We start from the raw sequence: 17,297 nt of genomic DNA, 5'->3' as shown, positions 1-17,297 counted from the left end.
AAGCCCGACGCTACCGTGTCCCGCCCGCCGCACCGGCACCGGAGCGGGTCACGGTAGCGTCACTCCTCCCGGCGGGTGTCAGGGGGACGGCGGGGTGTTCGACTCGCCGGCGGTCGAGGACGGCGCCGGGCTCTGGCCGTGCGAGCCGGGGGTGCCGAGCTTCTTGCCCTGGTTGGCCTCGTCGACCCACTTCACCAGGTTCTCCGGGGTGATCTGCTCCTCGCCCTTCTTCGGGTACACCGGCTGGCCGTTGAGCAGCACCGTCGGGGTCGACTTGTAGCTGGACTTGTCGAAGTCCTGCTGGACGGCGGAGACCCAGCCGGAGAACTTGTTGTCCTTCACGCAGGACTGGAAGGCCGGCGTGTCCAGGCCCGGGACCTGCTTGGCCAGGTCGATCAGGGTCTGCTTGGTGCCGAAGGTGTCCTCGGTCTCGTCGGGCTGGTTGCGGTACAGCACGTCGTGGTAGTCGCGGAAGTGCCCGGCGTCCTGTGCGCAGGCCAGCGCGTTCGCCCCGTACTTGGAGCCGCTGCCGCCGAGCGAGCGGTCGATGAACGAGACCAGGTGGTAGTTGACGTAGATCTTGCCGGCGTCCTCCAACTGGTCGACCGTCGGCGAGAAGCTCCGCTCGAAGCTGCCGCAGGCCGGGCAGCGCGGGTCCTCGTAGACCGTCAGCGTGGCCGGGGCGTCGGAGCCGCCGACCGGGACGACCAGGTTCTTGTCGCCGATCGTGCCCGCCGGGGCGGCCGTCGGGGTCTCCGGCTTGGAGCGCTGGTTCTGCACCGCCACGCCGATGCCCACGGCCGCCGCGATCACGACCACCACCACGCCGCCGACCACCAGCTTCTTGTTCCGCCGGGCCTTGGCCTCCTCGGCGGCCCGGACCTCCTGCATCCGCTCGCGGGCGTTGCGCTTGCCTTCTCGGTTCTTGTCGCTCATGTCTCGTCGCTCATCGGTGCTCGGGCCGGTCCGGGGGCGGCTCTGGTCGGGGCGGCGCCGGTCGGAACGGCGCCGCTGGAAGGGGAGTTGGCGGGTCAGGCGGCCAGCCAGGCGTCCAGCGAGAGCTTGGTGCGGGGGCGCAGCACCAGCCACGCCGACAGCAGCAGGAAGCCGGAGTCGCGCAGGATCTCCTGCAGGTACTCGGTCTTCGACTCGTCCACCGCGCCGCCGCCGCCGAAGCAGCCGCAGTCGATCGAGATGCCGCGCGCCCAGGCGGAGGAGATGCCGGCGATGAAGACCAGCAGCAGCACGGCGGAGACCACCGCCACGATCCGCACGCCCAGGCCCAGCACCAGCAGGACGGCCAGCGCCAGTTCGAGGAACGGCAGGCCCCAGCCGACCGGCTTCACCAGCGACTCGGGCAGGATCTCGTAGGCCCGCACGGCCTGGGCCGCCTCGGCCGGGTCGGAGACCTTCGCCAGGCCCGCCCAGCCCCACACCACGGCCAGGCCCAGCCGGACCGCCAGCCCGATCCACTCGGCGGCCGGGCCGTCCCACACCCGCCGCAGGCCGTTCACCCGGCCGCGGTCGGCGTGCTGACTGGCCATCAGATCCCCCTCGGGCGTGTTCCGGACGTTCGCTGCCTGATGAACCGTAGGGGAGGTCGGGTGGTTCCTCCGCATTGGGGAGTTAAGCCTTATGGGGGACGTTGTGCGGTCACATGTCCGACTCTTCGGATCATCGTCCGGGCGGCCCGCAGCGCGGCACCGGCTGTTCCCAGGACGGCGGTCGGGCGCACACCACCGCCTCCCGCTGGGCCCGCTCCGCCCCGCGCCTGGCCAACTCCCGCTCCACCCCGGAGCTTCCGGCGAACGCCACGCCGAGCGCCAGCCCGGCCGCGGCGGCCCGCGCCAGCACCGACCGCTGCACCCGCACCATCCGGCTCTCCTTCCGCCGACGAACCGCCCTCCCGGTCAACGGGGGCGGACCGCCACGGGTGGCCCGGCGCCCGGGATTTCACCCGTACCGGTGAGCAGCCGTCCGGCGGTGCGGGAGAACGCCGAACGGGGCCCCGACCGGTGCACGGTCGGGGCCCCGTTCGGGCAAGGGTGCGCTACTTCCGGCGGACGCCCTCGGCCAGGTCGGCGGCGAGCGCCCGGACGGCGGCGGTGCCCGCCTCCGGGGTGCCGGCGTCCAGCAGGCGCTGGACGAACGCGGAGCCGACGATCACGCCGTCCGCGAAGGACGCCACCTGGGCGGCCTGGTCGGCGTTCGAGACGCCGAGGCCGACGCAGACCGGCAGGTCGGTGGTGGCCCGGGTGCGGGCGACCAGGTCCTCGGCGAGGTCGCCGACGGCGGCCCGGGTGCCGGTGACGCCCATGACGGCGGCCGCGTACACGAAGCCGGAGCCGGCCGCGGTGACCTCGGCCAGCCGCGGGTCCTTGGAGGACGGCGCGACCACGAACACGGTGTCCAGGCCGAGTTCGGCGGCGGCCTTGCGCCACTCCGCGGACTCCTCGACCGGCAGGTCGGGCAGGATGCAGCCCGCTCCCCCGGCCGCCGCCAGGTCGGCGGCGAACCGGGCGGTGCCGTAGCGGTCGACCGGGTTCCAGTACGTCATCACCAGGACCGGGACGGCCGGGTGGGCGGCCGCGACCTCGGCGACGGTGCGCAGCACGTCCTTGATCTTCACGCCGCCGCGCAGCGCGATGTCGTCCGCGGTCTGGATGACCGGGCCGTCCAGCACCGGGTCGGAGTGCGGCAGGCCGATCTCGACGACGTCGCAGCCGCCCTCGATCAGGGCGTCGATCGCGGCGATGCCGCCGTCCACGGTCGGGAAGCCGGCCGGGAGGTAGCCGATCAGGGCCGCCCGGCCCTCGGCCTTCGCGGCGCGCAGGGCGGTGGTGAGCTTGGTGTCGGCCATGTCAGTTGGTCCCCTCGGCGTCGTAGAGGCCGAAGTACTCGGCGGCGGTGTGCATGTCCTTGTCGCCGCGGCCCGACAGCGACACCAGGATCGTCGCCTCCGGGCCCAGCTCGCGGCCGAGTTCGAGCGCACCGGCCAGCGCGTGCGCGGACTCGATGGCCGGGATGATGCCCTCGGTGCGGGACAGCAGCCGCAGCGCCGCCATCGCCTGGGCATCGGTGACCGGGCGGTACTCGGCCCGTCCGGTGTCCTTCAGCCAGGCGTGCTCCGGGCCGACGCCCGGGTAGTCCAGGCCGGCCGAGATCGAGTGCGACTCGATGGTCTGGCCGTCCTCGTCCTGCAGCACGTAGGTGCGCGAGCCGTGCAGCACGCCCGGGTCGCCCTTGGTCAGGGTGGCGGCGTGCTTCGGGGTCTCGGCGCCCTCGCCGGCCGCCTCGCAGCCGATCAGGCGGACGCCCTCGTCCGGGATGAACTCGTGGAAGATGCCCATCGCGTTGGAGCCGCCGCCGACGCAGGCGACCACCGCGTCCGGGAGCCGCCCGGTGCGGTCCAGCACCTGCTGCCGGGCCTCGACGCCGATCACCCGGTGGAAGTCGCGGACCATCATCGGGAACGGGTGCGGGCCCGCGACGGTGCCGAACAGGTAGTGGGTGGAGTCGACGTTGGCGACCCAGTCCCGGAACGCCTCGTTGATGGCGTCCTTCAGAGTGCGGCTGCCGGACTTCACCGGGATCACCTCGGCGCCCAGCATCCGCATCCGGGCCACGTTCAGCGCCTGCCGCTGGGTGTCGACCTCGCCCATGTAGATGGTGCAGTCGAAGCCGAACAGCGCGCAGGCGGTGGCGGTGGCCACGCCGTGCTGGCCGGCGCCGGTCTCGGCGATGATCCGGGTCTTGCCCATCCGGCGGGTCAGCAGCGCCTGGCCCAGCACGTTGTTGATCTTGTGCGAGCCGGTGTGGTTCAGGTCCTCGCGCTTGAGCAGGACCCGCGCCCCGCCGGCCTCCGCGGAGAACCGGTGGACGTCGGTGAGCGCGCTGGGCCGGCCGGTGTAGTCCTTGAGCAGGGCGTCCAGTTCGGCGGCGAACGCCGGGTCGGCCTTCGCCTTCTCGTACTCCTCGGCGACCTGCTCGACCGCGGCGACCAGCGCCTCCGGGATGAAGCGGCCGCCGTAGGCGCCGAAGTAGCCGCGAGTGTCCGGGACTTGGGTACCCGGAAGGTGGAGCTCGGACATGACTCGTCCTCTGTCTGGAAGGTGACGGCAGGAAAGGTGGAACGGGCGGCGTGGTTCAGCCGCGGGTTCCGTGCCATCGACGTCCGGGGACCTGTCCGGGCTCGCAGCCGATCACGTAGCGCACCCGCCGCCCCAGCACCCGGCGGGCGGGCGCGCGGCAGCCGCGCGGGCGGCAGCCGGGGGCGAGGCGGGCGGCGATCGTCATGGCGGGGGTCAGCCCCGCCCGTTGTTGCGCAGCGCCGGGTGCGCCCCGGCGGCGACCAGGTCGGCGACCGCGGCCCGCGGGTCCCGGCCGGTCACCAGGGACTCGCCGACCAGCACCGCGTCGGCGCCCTGGTTGGCGTAGGTGATCAGGTCGTGCGGCCCGCGCACCCCCGACTCGGCGACCTTCACGACGTGCGCCGGGATGGCGTCCACCACGTTGCCGAAGGTGTTCCGGTCGACCTCCAGGGTCTTCAGGTTGCGGGCGTTGACGCCGATGATCCGCGCGCCGGCGTCCACCGCGCGGGCGATCTCCTCCTCGTCGTGCACCTCGACCAGCGGGGTCAGCCCGATCGACTCGGCCCGCTCGATCAGCGAGACCAGGGCCGGCTGCTCCAGCGCGGCCACGATCAGCAGCGCCAGGTCCGCGCCGTGCGCGCGGGCCTCCCAGAGCTGGTACGCGGTGACGATGAAGTCCTTGCGCAGGACCGGGGTGTCGACCGCCGCGCGGACCGCGTCCAGGTCCGCCAGCGAGCCGCCGAAGCGGCGCTGCTCGGTGAGCACGCTGATCGCGGCGGCGCCGCCGGCCGCGTAGTCGACCGCCAGCGCGGCCGGGTCGGCGATCGCCGCCAGCGCGCCCTTGGACGGGCTGGAGCGCTTGACCTCGCAGATCACCCGGACGCCGTCGCCGCGCAGCGCGGCCACGCCGTCCTTCGCCTCGGGCGCCTTCGCGGCGAGCTCCTTGAGCTCGTCCAGGGAGACCCGGGCCTGTCGCTCGGCGAGGTCCTCCCGGACCCCGTCGATGATCTCGTCGAGCACAGTCACGCGTGCGCCCCCATCGTGTTCCGCAGGTCGTTCCGCGGGTGCGGCCTGCTGCGTTGGTGCGCCGGGCGGACCGAACCGGCCCGGCACCTCGATGGTATCGGGAGCGGGGGGCGCGTTCCGCATCCGTCCGGCGCGCGTCTCGCCCAGCGGACCGCCCGGCGCGCGCTCAGACCGCCGGCGGCGCCAGCAGCGCGCCCACCGGCAGGTTGCGCACCACCGCGAACACCACCAGCACCGTGACCAGCACCGCCGCCTGCCGGCCGGTGATCCGCCACCCCGGCGCGGGCCGCCCGCGCGCCGCCAGGACCGCCCAGCGGGCCCACAGCGCCAGCGCGGCGAACGCCGCCAGCGTCACCAGCAGGTTGTCGTGCGCGGCCGTCAGCAGCTCGCCGTGCGTCAGCGCGTGCACGCAGCGCAGCCCCCCGCAGCCCGGGCACCACCAGCCCGTCGCCCGCAGCAGCGGGCAGACCGGGTAGTGGCCGGGCGTGTTCGGGTCCACCGCCGCGACGAACGCCGCGGGCAGCGCGACCGCCGCCAGCGCGGCCAGCGGGCGGACCAGGCGGCGCAGCGCGGCGGCGGGGCCCGCGGGGCTGGTCGGGGCCTTGGGCCCGGTCGAGTCCGTGAGCCCGGTCGAGTCCGGGGGCCCGGCGGGGCGGGGCGGGACCGGCTGGGGGGCGGCGGGAGCGTTCACGGGCACGATTGTGCCCCGGGTCCGGCCGGGACGGGACCATACCGCCGCCGGTTCGTCCGGAAACGCCGAACGGCGGGCCGCGGCCCGCCGTCCTCGTCGATCCGCCCGGTCAGCCCGCGGTGACCGCGCTGCGCTCCTCGGCGGGCAGCGGGGCGAAGTTCTTGCTGGGCTGCTTGCCCATGCCCGCCATCGACATCGCCTTGCCGACCACGCCACCGATCAGGACCACGGCGAAACCCGCGATCACCAGCACCACGTTCGGGATGATCATGGCGACGCCGGACACGCAGAAGCCGACGAAGGCAATGACCACTCCGGTCCACGCGGCGGGGGTGTGGCCGTGCGCTGCTGCAGCCATCTTTTTGGTGCTCCTTGTTTCTCCGGGGCCCGCTCGGGCGGTCCTGGGCGGCGCTCGACGGGTTGACCCCTCCATTGTGCCGGGCCGAACACGGCACCCCCAAGCCGGGGCGGCCGTGGCCCCGCCCACAGTCAGCCGGTCGGGTCCTCGCCCCGGTCCAGCGCCTTCCACAGGTCCGCCGGACCGCTGCCCGGCGTCGCCCGCCGGGTCGGCGCCTCGTACCGCGACCCCATGGCCGGCCAGCCCGCGCCGAAACGCACCGTCAGCGCGCCGGCCGCCGCCAGCAGCAGGCCGCCGGCCAGCGCGACCCACGGCCACGCCGTCCGGGTGATCTCCTCGGCGCGGCCGCTGCTCAGGGCGAGCTGACCGGCCGCGACGGCGTGCAGCCCGGCCGTGTCGGTCCACCCGACCAGGGCGCCGACGACCGCGCCCGCACCCGCCAGCACCGTCAGCCCGCCCACCAGTACCCGGGCCCGGCCGCGCACCGCGAACACGGCGACCGCCGCCGCCATCGCCACCAGCGCCATCCCCGTCGGCAGCGCCGTCAGCCGGCTCCCGGTCGCACTCACCGCGACCCGCCCGCCCCCCATCCCGGGCGCCACCCCCTCCGCCCAGGTCCGCCCCATCGAGGTCAGCACCAGCCCGGCCCCCAGCGCGGTCAGCAACAGCATCGTCCCGAGCGTGCGCCGGGACTTCGGAACAGCGGAGGTCTCACTCACCCCCCCAGTGTCCCCGACCGAACACCCGCCCCACCCACCGCCCCTCCGCCACCCCCGGGCACCAGCACCCGAACGCCTCCGGCAGGGGGACCTGCGGAGGCCGGACAGGAAAGAGGAGAACACCCGCCCCGCGCAGCGGGCATCCAAGGCCCCGGACACCGGCACCCGAACGCCTCCGGCGGGAGACCCGCGAAGCCGAGCAGCAGAACGCCTCCGGCGGGGCCGGGCCGGAGAACGCCTCCGGCGGGACGGCGGAGCCGGGCCAGAGAACACCCGTCCCACGCCTCCGCGCAGCGGGCATCCGAGGCCCCCGGACACCGGCACCCGAACGCCTCCGGCCGGGGACCCGCGAAGCCGAGCAGCAGAGCGCCTCCGGCGGGGGGACCGGCGGGGCCGGGCCGGAGAACGCCTCCGGCAGGGCGGCGGAGCCGAGCAGAAGAACAGCCGTCCCACGCCTCCGCGCAGCGGGCATCCGAGGCCCCCGGACACCGGCACCCGAACGCCTCCGGCCGGGGACCCGCGGGGCCGGGCCGGAGAACGCCTCCGGCGGGGCGGCGGAGCCGAGCGCCCCACGCCCCCGCGCAGCGGGCATCCAAGGCCCCCGGACACCGGCACCCGAACGCCTCCGCGGAGCCGGGCAGCAGAGCGCCTCCGGCGGGGCGGCGGAGCCGGGCAGGAGAACAGCCGCCCCACGCCCCGCGCAGCGGGCAAACGTTCCGGCCCGGCAGCGCGCGGGGGTCTGCGGCCGGATGTCGGCGGGGGTCAGTGCAGGGTGTTGGCGGTGGCCACGGCGCGGAGGACGGCGGCGGCCTTGTTGCGGCACTCGGTGTCCTCGGAGTGCGGGTCGGAGTCGGCGACCACGCCCGCACCGGCCTGGACATAGGCGGTGCGGTCGCGGATGACGGCGGTGCGGATGGCGATGGCGGTGTCGGAGTCGCCGGCGAAGTCGAGGTAGCCGACGCAGCCGCCGTAGAGGCCGCGGCGGGTGGGTTCGAGTTCTTCGATGATCTGCATGGCGCGCGGCTTGGGCGCGCCGGAGAGCGTGCCGGCCGGGAAGCACGCGGTGAGCACGTCGAAGGCGCTGCGGCCTTCGGCGACCTTGCCGGTGACGGTGGAGACGATGTGCATGACGTGGCTGTAGCGCTCGACCGTCATGAACTCGACCACCTCGACCGAGCCGGGTGCGCAGACCCGTCCGAGGTCGTTGCGGCCCAGGTCGACCAGCATCAGGTGCTCGGCCCGCTCCTTGGGGTCGGCGAGCAGTTCGGCCGCCAGCTCGGCGTCCTCGTGCGCGGTCGCCCCGCGGTGCCGGGTGCCGGCGATCGGGTGCAGCATCGCCTCGCCGCCGGTCACCTTGACCAGCGCCTCCGGGCTGGAGCCGACCACGTCGAAGCCGCCCGCCGCGCCGCCGTCCGGCCCGGGGAAGCGGAACAGGTACATGTACGGGCTGGGGTTGGTGGTGCGCAGCACCCGGTAGACGTCGAGCGCGGAGGCCGGGCAGGGCGCCTCGAAGCGCTGCGAGGGGACGACCTGGAACGCCTCGCCGGCCCGGATCCGCTCCTTCACCACCTCGACGGCCTTGCGGTACGGCTCGCCGCCGAACGGCGAGTGCGCGTCGACGGCGGTCGGGGTGTACGTGGCCAGGCCCGGGTCGACGGGGCGGCGCAGGTCCGCCTCCATCGCGTCGAGCCGGGCGACGGCGTCCGCGTACGCCTCGTCGACCCCGGTGGCCAGGTCGTTGTGGTTGACCGCGTTGGCGATCAGCAGCACGGTGCCGTCGACGTGGTCGAGGACGGCGAGGTCGGTGGCGAGCAGCAGCGTCAGCTCGGGCAGCTTCAGGTCGTCCGGGGTGAGGTCCGGCAGCTTCTCCAGGCGGCGCACCACGTCGTAGCCGAGGTAGCCGACCAGGCCGCCGGTGAGCGGCGGCAGGCCGTCGTCCGGGCGGCGGGGGGTGTGCAGCGCGGTCAGCGTGGCGCGCAGCACCTCCAGCGGGTCGCCGGTGGTGGGGATGCCGACCGGCGGCTCGCCCAGCCAGCGGGCGCCGCCGTCCTGACCGACCGTCAGGACCGCGCCGGAGCGCACCCCGACGAAGGAGTACCGGGCCCAGCTGCGGCCCTGCTCGGCGGACTCCAGCAGGAAGGTGCCGGGCCGCTCGGCGGCGAGGCTGCGGTACACGCCGATCGGGGTGAGGCCGTCCGCGAGGAGCCTGCGGGTGACGGGGATGACCCGGGTGTCGGCGGCGAGCGTGCGGAAAGCCTCAAGTTCCATGGGACACCGATCGGATGAGAGGGCGGGCTGGTCGGGGAAAGGCTACTGGGCGAGCGGCAGCACGTCGGCGTCGAAGCAGGTCCGGTCACCGGTGTGGCAGGCCGCGCCGACCTGGTCGACCTTGACCAGCAGGGTGTCGCCGTCGCAGTCCAGCGCAACCTGCTTGACGTGCTGGACGTGCCCCGAGGTGTCGCCCTTCACCCAGTACTCGTTGCGGCTGCGGCTCCAGTACGTGCAGCGGCCGGTGGTCAGCGTGCGGTGCAGCGCCTCGTCGTCCATCCAGCCGAGCATCAGCACCTCGCCGGTGTCGTACTGCTGGGCGACGGCGGGCAGCAGGCCGTCCGGGGTGCGCTTGAGGCGGGCGGCGATCGCCGGGTCCAGGGCGGTGCTGCCGGGGGCGGCGGGGTTGGTCGACATGCGGCCCATTCTCGCAGGCCGCCGGGGTCCGCCGGGGCGCTGTCCGGACGACGGGACGGGCCAGCGGTCGGATCGTCCGGACGGCGGGACGGGCCGGCGGTCGGATGGTCCGGCTGCCGGCCCGTCGGGGCATGGGGCCCGGGATCAGCCGAAGGCGGTGGCGATCCGCGACTCGTCCACCCGGTACGGCGCCGGGTCGTTCGCCAGGCCGAGGTCGTGCAGCAGCTCCTGCTTCACGGCCTCCTTGTTGGTGTCGCTCTTCAGCCCCTCCTTGGCCGCTCCCCAGGCGGACTGACCGGCCGCCTTGAGGGTGCCCTTCACCGTGCCGTCGCCGTGCTCGACGCCGTCGTCGCCCGCGCCGATCGCGTCGTCGAAGGCCGACCGGACGTGGTCGGTGACCTGGCCGTCGGCGAACTTGGCCGCCTTCGCGGCCATGCCCTCGCCCTCCTCCAGCTCCCGCAGGCCCTGGACGGCGGTCTTGACGTTCTTCAGCTCGGTCAGCGCCTTGCGCGCCGTGTCGATGTTCCGGACCGCCTTGACCGCGCTGCCCAGCTGCTTCAGTGCCTGAAGCAACTCCTCCAGCTTCTCGGCCAGTTGGGTCGAGACCCGGCCGACCCGGGCGACGAAGACGGCAATCTCCGCCTCGGTCAGCAGAGCATCCGCGATCAGGCCGATGCCCGCCGTCACCACCGCGATCACCGCCTCCGCGGCCAGCGAGACGATCAGCGCCTCGATCGCCTCGCTGATGATCTGCACGACCATGCCCTCGGCCGTCGCGCACTCCTGCGCCGCCGAGTTGATGATCCGCGCGGTCTCCAGCATCCCGTCCGCGGTCTGGTCGAGCGCGTCCGCGACCTCGCCCATGTGGCCGCCGAACGCGTCGCTCGCGCTGCCCGCCCAGTCCTCCGCGAGCGGCACCGCGCCCGAGCGGACCTCCCTCGCGACCGAGTGCACCGCGGCCGCCTGGGCCTGCCACTCCTCGGCCGCCGCGTTCAGCTCCGCGAGGTTGCCGGTGACCTTCTCCAGCATCTCGATCAGGCCGGACTGCTCCAGCGCGTACTCGACCGCCTCGTCGAGCATCCCGCCGAGGCCGTCCCGGTCCGGGTGCGCGGCGGGGGCCAGCGCCTCCATCTCCCGCTGCACCTGGGCGTGCGCCCAGGCGTAGGCGTCGCTGCCGCCCAGCGGGTCGGCCACCGGCCCGAGACCGCCGGTCCCGGCCGGGTACGGCATCGGCGCCGTCCCGACGAACCCGCCGACGGCCCGGCCCAGGGCGGCGCCGGTGCCGATCCCCTCGGCGGCGCCCTCCGCCGCGCCGCCGGGCTCCTCGCCACCGGACTGCTCGCCACCGGGCTCCTCGGCGCCGGACTGCTCGCCGCCGGACTCCGCGCCGCCGGACTCCGCGCCGCCCTCGGGGTCGGCCGGGCCGAAGACCTTGTCGCCGACCCAGTCGCCGGCCCGCTCCCCCAGCTTCCCGGCCGCCGCGGACCCGGCCTCCTGCAGCTTCCCGCCGAACCAGCCGGTCCGCGGGTCCGCGGGGGCGTCGCCGCCCGCGTCGCCGGTCGCCGGATCGGCCGGGTGCGCGGGCTGCGCCGGATTCGTCGGGTGGGTCGGGTTCGCCGGGTGGGTCGGGTTCGCCGGGTGGCCCGGCTGCTGCGGGTGCGACGGCTGCTGCGGGTGCGACGGGGCCGGAGCCGGGGCCGGCGCGTGCTGCGGCGGCGGGGTGTGGGTGGACGGCGTGTGCGAGCCGCCGGACGAACCGTGCGAGCCGCCGGAGCTGCCGCCGTGCGAGGAACCGTGCCGGCCCATCAGCGGCCACCGCCCATCGTGCCGCCCAGGTACTGCTCGTTCTCCGCGTAGTTCTGCGCCACCCCGGTCAGCCCCTGCGACGTCCCGTGCACCGCCCGTCCCAGCCCGCCCAGGTTCTCCCGGCTCGCGCTCGCGTGCTCCTGGTACGCCGACGCCAGGTGCTGGGCGTTCGGCAGGTGGCCGAACGCGTCCGACGAGATGCTGATCGCCGCCGTCGCGGCGGCTATCCGCTCCAGCAGCTCCGCCTGTTCCGCCAGCAGCGCCGAATACCGGTCGAGTGTTTCGGGCTGCACCCGAAACCCGCTGTCCCCCATGCCAGTTGCCCTTCCTCAGATGACCACGCAACAGGCCGGTCATCGTACTGATCATCACGCAAAGGCTTCGCAAACAGATCTCCCGGAAGGGCTGACGCACCCCCCGCCGCCCCAGCAGAATGGCCACGAATCCAGGGGGTTGACATGACTCGTCGCCAGAAGGCACTCCTCGCATCCGCCGCCGCGGCCGTCACCGCCGCCACCGTCCTCCTCTGGCCGGACCCCCACCACCCGGCCGCCGCCCCTCCACCCCCTCCCCCCAGCGCCTCCCCGACACCTTCACCGACCCCGACCAAGACGTACCCATATCCGTTCTATCCGGTGAACACCTGCTTCCTGATCCCGTCGTACAGCGACGTCAAGGACTACACGGTCGTCCCATGCGACCAGCCGCACGACGCCCAGACCGTGGCGGCCATCAAGCTCCCGGAGGGGCTGACGGACAACACCACGCTCGGCCGGACCTTGGTGCAACTCTGCAAGCCTGTCGTGGAAGAGGTGGAGAAGCGGCAGAACGGCGGTGGCCCGTACTTCAACAACCCGATCGGCCCGCTCATGGGCTTCTACAACGAGGGATACCGGGACGTGAACTGCACCGTGACGTTCTCCCAGTGGCCCAAGGGGCCGCACCCCAGCACTCAGCTCCGCTGAAAGCGGCCCCACCCCGCCCGTAGGGTGGGGGCATGGTGAGTCTTGTGGAGCGTGAGCGGGCCCGGTTGAGCGGGTTGATGGTGGGGGCGGGGCCGGAGGGGGCCACGTTGTGTGCGGGGTGGGCGGTGCGGGATCTGGCGGCGCACCTGGTGGTGCGGGAGGGGCGGCCGGACGCGGCGGCGGGGATCCGGGTGCGGGGGCTGGCGGGCTGGACGGAGCGGGTGCAGGGGAGGGCGGCGGAGCGGCCGTTCGGGGAGTTGGTGAAGTCGTTCCGGTCGGGGCCGCCGGCCTGGTCGCCGTTCAATCTGCCGGGGGTGGACGGGGCGGCGAACCTGGTGGAGTTCTTCGTCCACGCGGAGGACGTGCGGCGGGCGGTGGAGTTCGAACCGGAACCGCTGGACGGGGAGTTGGCGGAGGCGCTGTGGAAGCGGGTGCCGATGGTGGCCCGGTTCGGTGACGCCCGGTCGCCGGTCTCGTTGCGGCTGGTGCACCCGGACGGCCGGGAGGTGACGGTGCGTCGGAAGGGGGCGCCGGTGGTGACGGTGACGGGCGGGCCGGGCGAGCTGGTGCTGTTCCTGTACGGGCGGGGCGCGCGGGCCGCGGTGGTGGCGGAGGGCGAGCCGGGCGCGGTGGAGGCGCTGGCCCACGTGCTGCCGCTGCCGGCGGCCTGACGGCGCGTCGGGCGGCCGGGCGGGGCCGGTGGTGTGCCAGCCTGGCGGCACCCCGGTTTCCCGTTCTCCCTCAGGAGCGTGCGCGCATGGTGAGCACCGCGTATTGGCCCGGTTCGCCGAGCTGGATCGATCTCGGCAGTCCGGACGTCGCCGAGTCGGCGCTGTTCTACGGCGCGGTGTTCGGCTGGTCGTTCGACCCAGCGGGCGGCCCGGAGGCGGGCGGCTACGGGTACTTCCGGCTGGCGGGCCGGACGGTGGCGGCGGCCGGTCCGCTGACCGAGGAGGCGGCGCTGCCCGCCTGGACGGTGTACTTCCGGACGGCGGACGCGGCGGCGGCCGCCGCCGGGGCGGAGCGGGCCGGCGGCACGGTGCGGGTCCCGGCCTCGGAGGTGCCGGGGCAGGGGCGGTTCGCGCAGCTGACCGACCCGGCGGGCGGCCGGTTCGCGGTCTGGGAGCCGGGCGGAACGGTCGGCCTGGACGCGGTGGGCGAGGTGGGCGCGCTGTGCTGGGCCGAGTTGCACACGCCTGACGCGGCGGGCGCGCTCCGGTTCTACCAGGGGCTGTTCGACTGGCGGACCCGGGACAGCGGCGTGCCGGACACGGCGTACACGGTGCTGCGGACGGCGGAGGGCGCGGACGAGTTCGCGGCCTCGTTCGGCGGGGTGGCGGGCGTGCACCCGCGGGTGGACGTGGGCTGGCTGCTGCACTTCGCGGTCGCGGACGCGCTGCTGACCACCGATCAGGTCCGCCGCTCCGGCGGCAGCGTCCTGGTCCCGCCGGAGCCGGTCCCCACGGTGGGCCGGATCGCGGTCCTGGCGGACCCGTTCGGCGCCCAGTTCGCCGTCCTGGAACCGGAGCCCCGCCGCGGCTGAGACGGCGGGGCGGGGCGGCTCAGCGGACGGGGTGCCCGGTGGCGCGGAGCTCGTCCTTGACCTGGCCGATGGTCAGGTCGCCGAAGTGGAAGACGCTGGCGGCCAGGACGGCGTCGGCGCCGGCGTCGACCGCGGGGGCGAAGTCGGCGAGCTTGCCGGCGCCGCCGGAGGCGATGACGGGGACGGAGACGGCCTTGCGGGCGGCCCGGATCAGCTCCAGGTCGTAGCCGTCCTTGGTGCCGTCGGCGTCCATCGAGTTGAGCAGGATCTCGCCGGCGCCGAGTTCGGCGGCGCGCACCGCCCACTCGATCGCGTCCAGGCCGGTGCCGCGGCGGCCGCCGTGGGTGGTGACCTCGAAGCCGGAGGCGGTCTCGGTGCCCTCGGGGCAGCGGCGGGCGTCGACCGAGAGGACCAGGACCTGGCGGCCGAAGCGCTGCGCGATCTCGCGGACCAGCTCGGGGCGGGCGATCGCGGCGGTGTTGACGCCGACCTTGTCGGCGCCGGCCCGGAGCAGCCGGTCGACGTCCTCGACGGCGCGGACACCGCCGCCGACGGTGAGCGGGATGAAGACCTGCTCGGCGGTGCGGCGGACCACCTCGTAGGTGGTCTCCCGGGAGCCGGAGGAGGCGGTGATGTCGAGGAAGGTCAACTCGTCGGCGCCCTGGGCGTCGTAGAGCTTGGCGAGTTCGACGGGGTCGCCGGCGTCGCGCAGGTTCTGGAAGTTGACGCCCTTGACGACGCGTCCGGCGTCCACGTCGAGGCAGGGGATGACGCGTACGGCGAGTGTCACGGCTGGGTGCCTTCCGAAATGCGGTCCGAGGTGCGGTCCGGCGTGCGGGTCGAGCTGTCGGCCGGGCGGGCGCGGTGGGCGTCGACCTCGACCTCGACCATCGTCCGGGAGTCGGTCAGGGCCTGGACCACGACCACGGTGGTGACGGGCCGGACGGCGGCGAAGAGTTCCTGGTGGGCGCGGGCGGCCTCGTCGCGGTCCCGGAGGTGGGTGAGGTAGATCCGGGTGCGGACCACGTCGGCGGCGCCGAGGCCGTGCTCGGCGAGGGCGTCGAGGGCCGCGGCGAAGGCGGCGACGGTCTGCCCGTACGGGTCGCCCTCGTGGTCGAGCACGCCGTCGGGGCGGCGGGCGGTGCAGCCCGCGACCAGGACGAAGTCCCCGGCCGCCACCGCCCGGGAGGAGCCGTAGCGGTCCTCGGCGGGGGACGGTGCGGCGCTGCGGGCGGGGGTGGCGGCCGGGGTTTCGTCGGTCATCGGGACACAGCCTCCAGGGCCTCTTCGAGGGTGAACTTCTGCTCGTAGAGCGCCTTCCCCACGATCGAGCCCTCGACTCCCGCCGGCACCAGGGTGGCGATGGCCCGCAGGTCGTCGAGCGAGGACACGCCGCCGGAGGCGACCACGGGCCGGTCGGTGGCGGCGCAGACGTCGCGCAGCAGCTGGAGGTTGGGGCCGGTCAGGGTGCCGTCCCGGTTGACGTCGGTGACCACGTAGCGGGCGCAGCCCTCGGCGTCGAGGCGGGCCAGCACGTCGTAGAGCTGGCCGCCGTCGCGGGTCCAGCCGCGGCCGCGCAGGGTGGTGCCGACCACGTCGAGGCCGACGGCGATCTGGTCGCCGTGCTCGGCGATGACCTTGGCGACCCACTCGGGGGCCTCCAGGGCGGCGGTGCCGAGGTTGACCCGGGTGCAGCCGGTGGCGAGGGCGGCGGCCAGCGACTCGTCGTCGCGGATGCCGCCGGACAGCTCGACCTTGATGTCGAGGCGGCCGGTGACCTCGCGGAGCAGCTCGCGGTTGCTGCCGGTGCCGAAGGCGGCGTCCAGGTCGACCAGGTGCAGCCACTCGGCGCCGGCGTTCTGCCAGGCCAGGGCGGCGGCCAGCGGTTCGCCGAAGGAGGTCTCGGTGCCGGAGGCGCCCTTGACCAGGCGGACCGCCTGGCCGTCGCGGACGTCGACGGCGGGCAGCAGTTCGAGGCGGTTGGTCATGGTGTGGAGGACTCTCAGTCGTCAGAGGGGCGTCAGAGGGTGTCGACCCAGTTGGTCAGCAGGGCGGCGCCGGCGTCGCCGGACTTCTCGGGGTGGAACTGGGTGGCCCAGAGCGGGCCGTTCTCCACGGCGGCGACGAACGGCTGCCCGTGGGTGGCCCAGGCCACCTTGGGGGCGCGGATCTTCTCCGAGTGGGTCTCCAGCACCCAGTGCCGGACGCCGTAGGAGTGCACGAAGTAGAACCGGGTGTCGGCGTCCATCCCGGCGAACATCCGGGTGCCTTCGGGCGCGTCGACGGTGTTCCAGCCCATGTGCGGGACGACCGGCGCGTCCAGCGGCTCGACCACGCCGGGCCACTCGTCGCAGCCGGCGGTCTCGACGCCGTGCTCGACGCCCTTCTCGAACAGGATCTGCATGCCGACGCAGATGCCCAGCACGGGGCGGCCGCCGGCCAGCCGGCGGCCGATCACCTGCTCGCCGCGGACCGCCTTCAGGCCGCGCATGCAGGCCTCGAAGGCACCGACGCCGGGGACCAGCAGGCCGTCGGCGTCCAGCGCCTGCTGGAAGTTCGAGGTGACGGTGACGGTGGCGCCGGTGCGCTCGACGGCGCGCTGGGCGGAGCGCAGGTTGCCGGAGCCGTAGTCCAGCACCACGACGTTCTTGGCCATGTGAGGGGTCTCCTAGAGGCGCATGATGCCGGCGGCCAGGCACATGGCCGAGGCGAAGGCGAGGACGAGGACGACGCCCTTGGGCAGCTTCTGCTTCCAGAACGACCAGACGCCGCCCGCGAAGAACAGCCCGAGGACGATCAGCAGCGTGGCCATCAGAGCGCGCCCTTGGTGGAGGGAAGGATGCCGGCGGCGCGCGGGTCGCGCTCGGAGGCGTAGCGCAGCGCCCGGGCGAGCGCCTTGAACTGGCACTCGACGATGTGGTGCGCGTTGCGGCCGTAGGGCACGTGCACGTGCAGCGCGATCTGCGCCTGGGCGACGAAGGACTCCAGGATGTGCCGGGTCATCGTGGTGTCGTAGGCGCCGATCATCGGGGCCATGTGCTCCGGCTCGGTGTGCACCAGGTACGGGCGGCCGGAGAGGTCGACGGTGACCTGGGCGAGCGACTCGTCCAGCGGGACGGTGCAGTTGCCGAACCGGTAGATGCCGACCTTGTCGCCGAGCGCCTGCTTGAAGGCGGCGCCGAGCGCGAGGGCGGTGTCCTCGATGGTGTGGTGGGTGTCGATGTGCAGGTCGCCCTCGGTCTTGACGGTGAGGTCGAAGAGGCCGTGGCGGCCGAGCTGGTCGAGCATGTGGTCGTAGAACCCGACGCCCGTGGAGACCTCCGTCCTGCCGGTGCCGTCGAGGTCGATCTCGACCAGGACGGAGGTCTCCTTGGTGGTGCGTTCGACGCGGCCGATGCGGGACATTCGGGGTT

Annotated in this window: 23 protein-coding genes; 3 read left to right on the top strand and 20 right to left on the bottom strand. The window is 74.4% G+C overall.

Annotated elements, in window-relative coordinates; all coding sequences use genetic code 11:
* Window positions 1-78: 78 nt before the first annotated feature.
* The 14 genes from ACIOHG_RS06780 to ACIOHG_RS06715 all read right to left on the bottom strand — a co-directional run bounded on the left by ACIOHG_RS06780 (window position 79) and on the right by ACIOHG_RS06715 (window position 11,690).
* Entirely contained in the window at window positions 79-936 is an 858-nt protein-coding gene (locus ACIOHG_RS06780) for a DsbA family protein (RefSeq protein ID WP_400946183.1), read from the bottom strand.
* Between the two features lie 95 nt (window positions 937-1,031).
* A complete protein-coding gene (locus ACIOHG_RS06775) occupies window positions 1,032-1,544 on the bottom strand; it encodes a MauE/DoxX family redox-associated membrane protein (protein ID WP_400946180.1) in 513 nt (170 codons plus the stop codon).
* A gap of 130 nt (window positions 1,545-1,674) precedes the next feature.
* Complete coding sequence (locus ACIOHG_RS06770) at window positions 1,675-1,875, bottom strand: hypothetical protein (protein ID WP_400946179.1); 201 nt, start codon at window positions 1,873-1,875, stop codon at window positions 1,675-1,677.
* A gap of 175 nt (window positions 1,876-2,050) precedes the next feature.
* Complete coding sequence (trpA, locus tag ACIOHG_RS06765; RefSeq protein ID WP_400946177.1) at window positions 2,051-2,860, bottom strand: tryptophan synthase subunit alpha; 810 nt, start codon at window positions 2,858-2,860, stop codon at window positions 2,051-2,053.
* Between the two features lies 1 nt (window position 2,861).
* Window positions 2,862-4,091: a tryptophan synthase subunit beta gene (gene trpB, locus ACIOHG_RS06760; protein ID WP_400946175.1), complete on the bottom strand. Its 1,230-nt coding sequence runs from the start codon at window positions 4,089-4,091 to the stop codon at window positions 2,862-2,864.
* 55 nt (window positions 4,092-4,146) lie between these two features.
* Window positions 4,147-4,296 carry a tryptophan biosynthesis modulator TrpM gene (gene trpM / locus ACIOHG_RS06755; protein WP_400946173.1) on the bottom strand — a complete coding sequence of 50 codons (150 nt, stop codon included), beginning with the start codon at window positions 4,294-4,296 and terminating at the stop codon, window positions 4,147-4,149.
* A gap of 8 nt (window positions 4,297-4,304) precedes the next feature.
* The gene (gene trpC / locus ACIOHG_RS06750; protein WP_400710477.1) at window positions 4,305-5,117 is read right to left on the bottom strand and encodes an indole-3-glycerol phosphate synthase TrpC; all 813 of its coding nucleotides are present in this window, start codon (window positions 5,115-5,117) and stop codon (window positions 4,305-4,307) included.
* Between the two features lie 166 nt (window positions 5,118-5,283).
* On the bottom strand, window positions 5,284-5,808 hold the full coding sequence (locus ACIOHG_RS06745; RefSeq protein WP_400946171.1) for a DUF2752 domain-containing protein: 525 nt from the start codon (window positions 5,806-5,808) through the stop codon (window positions 5,284-5,286).
* A 109-nt stretch (window positions 5,809-5,917) separates the two neighbouring features.
* Window positions 5,918-6,166 (bottom strand): HGxxPAAW family protein, encoded by a 249-nt coding sequence (locus ACIOHG_RS06740; protein ID WP_400946169.1) that lies wholly within the window; start codon window positions 6,164-6,166, stop codon window positions 5,918-5,920.
* 131 nt (window positions 6,167-6,297) lie between these two features.
* Window positions 6,298-6,885: a TIGR02234 family membrane protein gene (locus ACIOHG_RS06735; protein ID WP_400946166.1), complete on the bottom strand. Its 588-nt coding sequence runs from the start codon at window positions 6,883-6,885 to the stop codon at window positions 6,298-6,300.
* A 762-nt stretch (window positions 6,886-7,647) separates the two neighbouring features.
* Complete coding sequence (locus ACIOHG_RS06730; protein WP_400946165.1) at window positions 7,648-9,153, bottom strand: anthranilate synthase component I; 1,506 nt, start codon at window positions 9,151-9,153, stop codon at window positions 7,648-7,650.
* A 42-nt stretch (window positions 9,154-9,195) separates the two neighbouring features.
* Window positions 9,196-9,579: a phosphoribosyl-AMP cyclohydrolase gene (gene hisI / locus ACIOHG_RS06725; protein WP_400946163.1), complete on the bottom strand. Its 384-nt coding sequence runs from the start codon at window positions 9,577-9,579 to the stop codon at window positions 9,196-9,198.
* Between the two features lie 135 nt (window positions 9,580-9,714).
* Entirely contained in the window at window positions 9,715-11,376 is a 1,662-nt protein-coding gene (locus ACIOHG_RS06720; protein WP_400946161.1) for a WXG100 family type VII secretion target, read from the bottom strand.
* Complete coding sequence (locus ACIOHG_RS06715) at window positions 11,376-11,690, bottom strand: hypothetical protein (protein ID WP_400946158.1); 315 nt, start codon at window positions 11,688-11,690, stop codon at window positions 11,376-11,378. The genes ACIOHG_RS06720 and ACIOHG_RS06715 overlap by 1 nt, the downstream gene beginning before the upstream one ends.
* A 144-nt stretch (window positions 11,691-11,834) precedes the next feature.
* Between ACIOHG_RS06715 and ACIOHG_RS06710 the strand changes: the two genes are divergently transcribed.
* From ACIOHG_RS06710 to ACIOHG_RS06700, 3 genes are all read left to right on the top strand, one after another.
* Window positions 11,835-12,341, top strand: a complete 507-nt coding sequence (locus tag ACIOHG_RS06710) for a hypothetical protein (protein WP_400946156.1) — start codon at window positions 11,835-11,837, stop codon at window positions 12,339-12,341.
* A gap of 32 nt (window positions 12,342-12,373) precedes the next feature.
* Window positions 12,374-13,012 (top strand): TIGR03085 family metal-binding protein, encoded by a 639-nt coding sequence (locus tag ACIOHG_RS06705; protein ID WP_400946154.1) that lies wholly within the window; start codon window positions 12,374-12,376, stop codon window positions 13,010-13,012.
* Window positions 13,013-13,098: 86 nt separating this feature from the next.
* Window positions 13,099-13,884 carry a VOC family protein gene (locus ACIOHG_RS06700; RefSeq protein WP_400946152.1) on the top strand — a complete coding sequence of 262 codons (786 nt, stop codon included), beginning with the start codon at window positions 13,099-13,101 and terminating at the stop codon, window positions 13,882-13,884.
* A 19-nt stretch (window positions 13,885-13,903) separates the two neighbouring features.
* On the opposite strand, the gene hisF is transcribed toward ACIOHG_RS06700, so the two are convergent.
* The 6 genes from hisF to hisB are packed head-to-tail and all read right to left on the bottom strand — an operon-like array spanning window position 13,904 to window position 17,289.
* Window positions 13,904-14,674, bottom strand: coding sequence for an imidazole glycerol phosphate synthase subunit HisF (gene hisF, locus ACIOHG_RS06695; RefSeq protein ID WP_400946149.1), 771 nt, complete (start codon window positions 14,672-14,674; stop codon window positions 13,904-13,906).
* On the bottom strand, window positions 14,671-15,147 hold the full coding sequence (locus ACIOHG_RS06690) for a Rid family hydrolase (RefSeq protein ID WP_400946147.1): 477 nt from the start codon (window positions 15,145-15,147) through the stop codon (window positions 14,671-14,673). The genes hisF and ACIOHG_RS06690 overlap by 4 nt, the downstream gene beginning before the upstream one ends.
* Complete coding sequence (priA, locus tag ACIOHG_RS06685; RefSeq protein ID WP_400946144.1) at window positions 15,144-15,872, bottom strand: bifunctional 1-(5-phosphoribosyl)-5-((5-phosphoribosylamino)methylideneamino)imidazole-4-carboxamide isomerase/phosphoribosylanthranilate isomerase PriA; 729 nt, start codon at window positions 15,870-15,872, stop codon at window positions 15,144-15,146. The genes ACIOHG_RS06690 and priA overlap by 4 nt, the downstream gene beginning before the upstream one ends.
* 32 nt (window positions 15,873-15,904) lie before the next feature.
* Complete coding sequence (gene hisH, locus ACIOHG_RS06680; RefSeq protein ID WP_400946142.1) at window positions 15,905-16,540, bottom strand: imidazole glycerol phosphate synthase subunit HisH; 636 nt, start codon at window positions 16,538-16,540, stop codon at window positions 15,905-15,907.
* A gap of 12 nt (window positions 16,541-16,552) precedes the next feature.
* On the bottom strand, window positions 16,553-16,696 hold the full coding sequence (locus tag ACIOHG_RS06675) for a hypothetical protein (RefSeq protein WP_400688326.1): 144 nt from the start codon (window positions 16,694-16,696) through the stop codon (window positions 16,553-16,555).
* Window positions 16,696-17,289, bottom strand: a complete 594-nt coding sequence (hisB, locus tag ACIOHG_RS06670; protein ID WP_400946690.1) for an imidazoleglycerol-phosphate dehydratase HisB — start codon at window positions 17,287-17,289, stop codon at window positions 16,696-16,698. Before hisB ends, ACIOHG_RS06675 begins: the two co-directional genes overlap by 1 nt.
* Window positions 17,290-17,297 lie beyond the last annotated feature (8 nt).

The organism is Kitasatospora sp. NPDC088134 (genome assembly GCF_044741705.1).
In the GTDB taxonomy this organism is placed as follows: Bacteria; Actinomycetota; Actinomycetes; order Streptomycetales; family Streptomycetaceae; genus Kitasatospora.
This window is presented reverse-complemented; position numbering and strand designations above follow the sequence as displayed.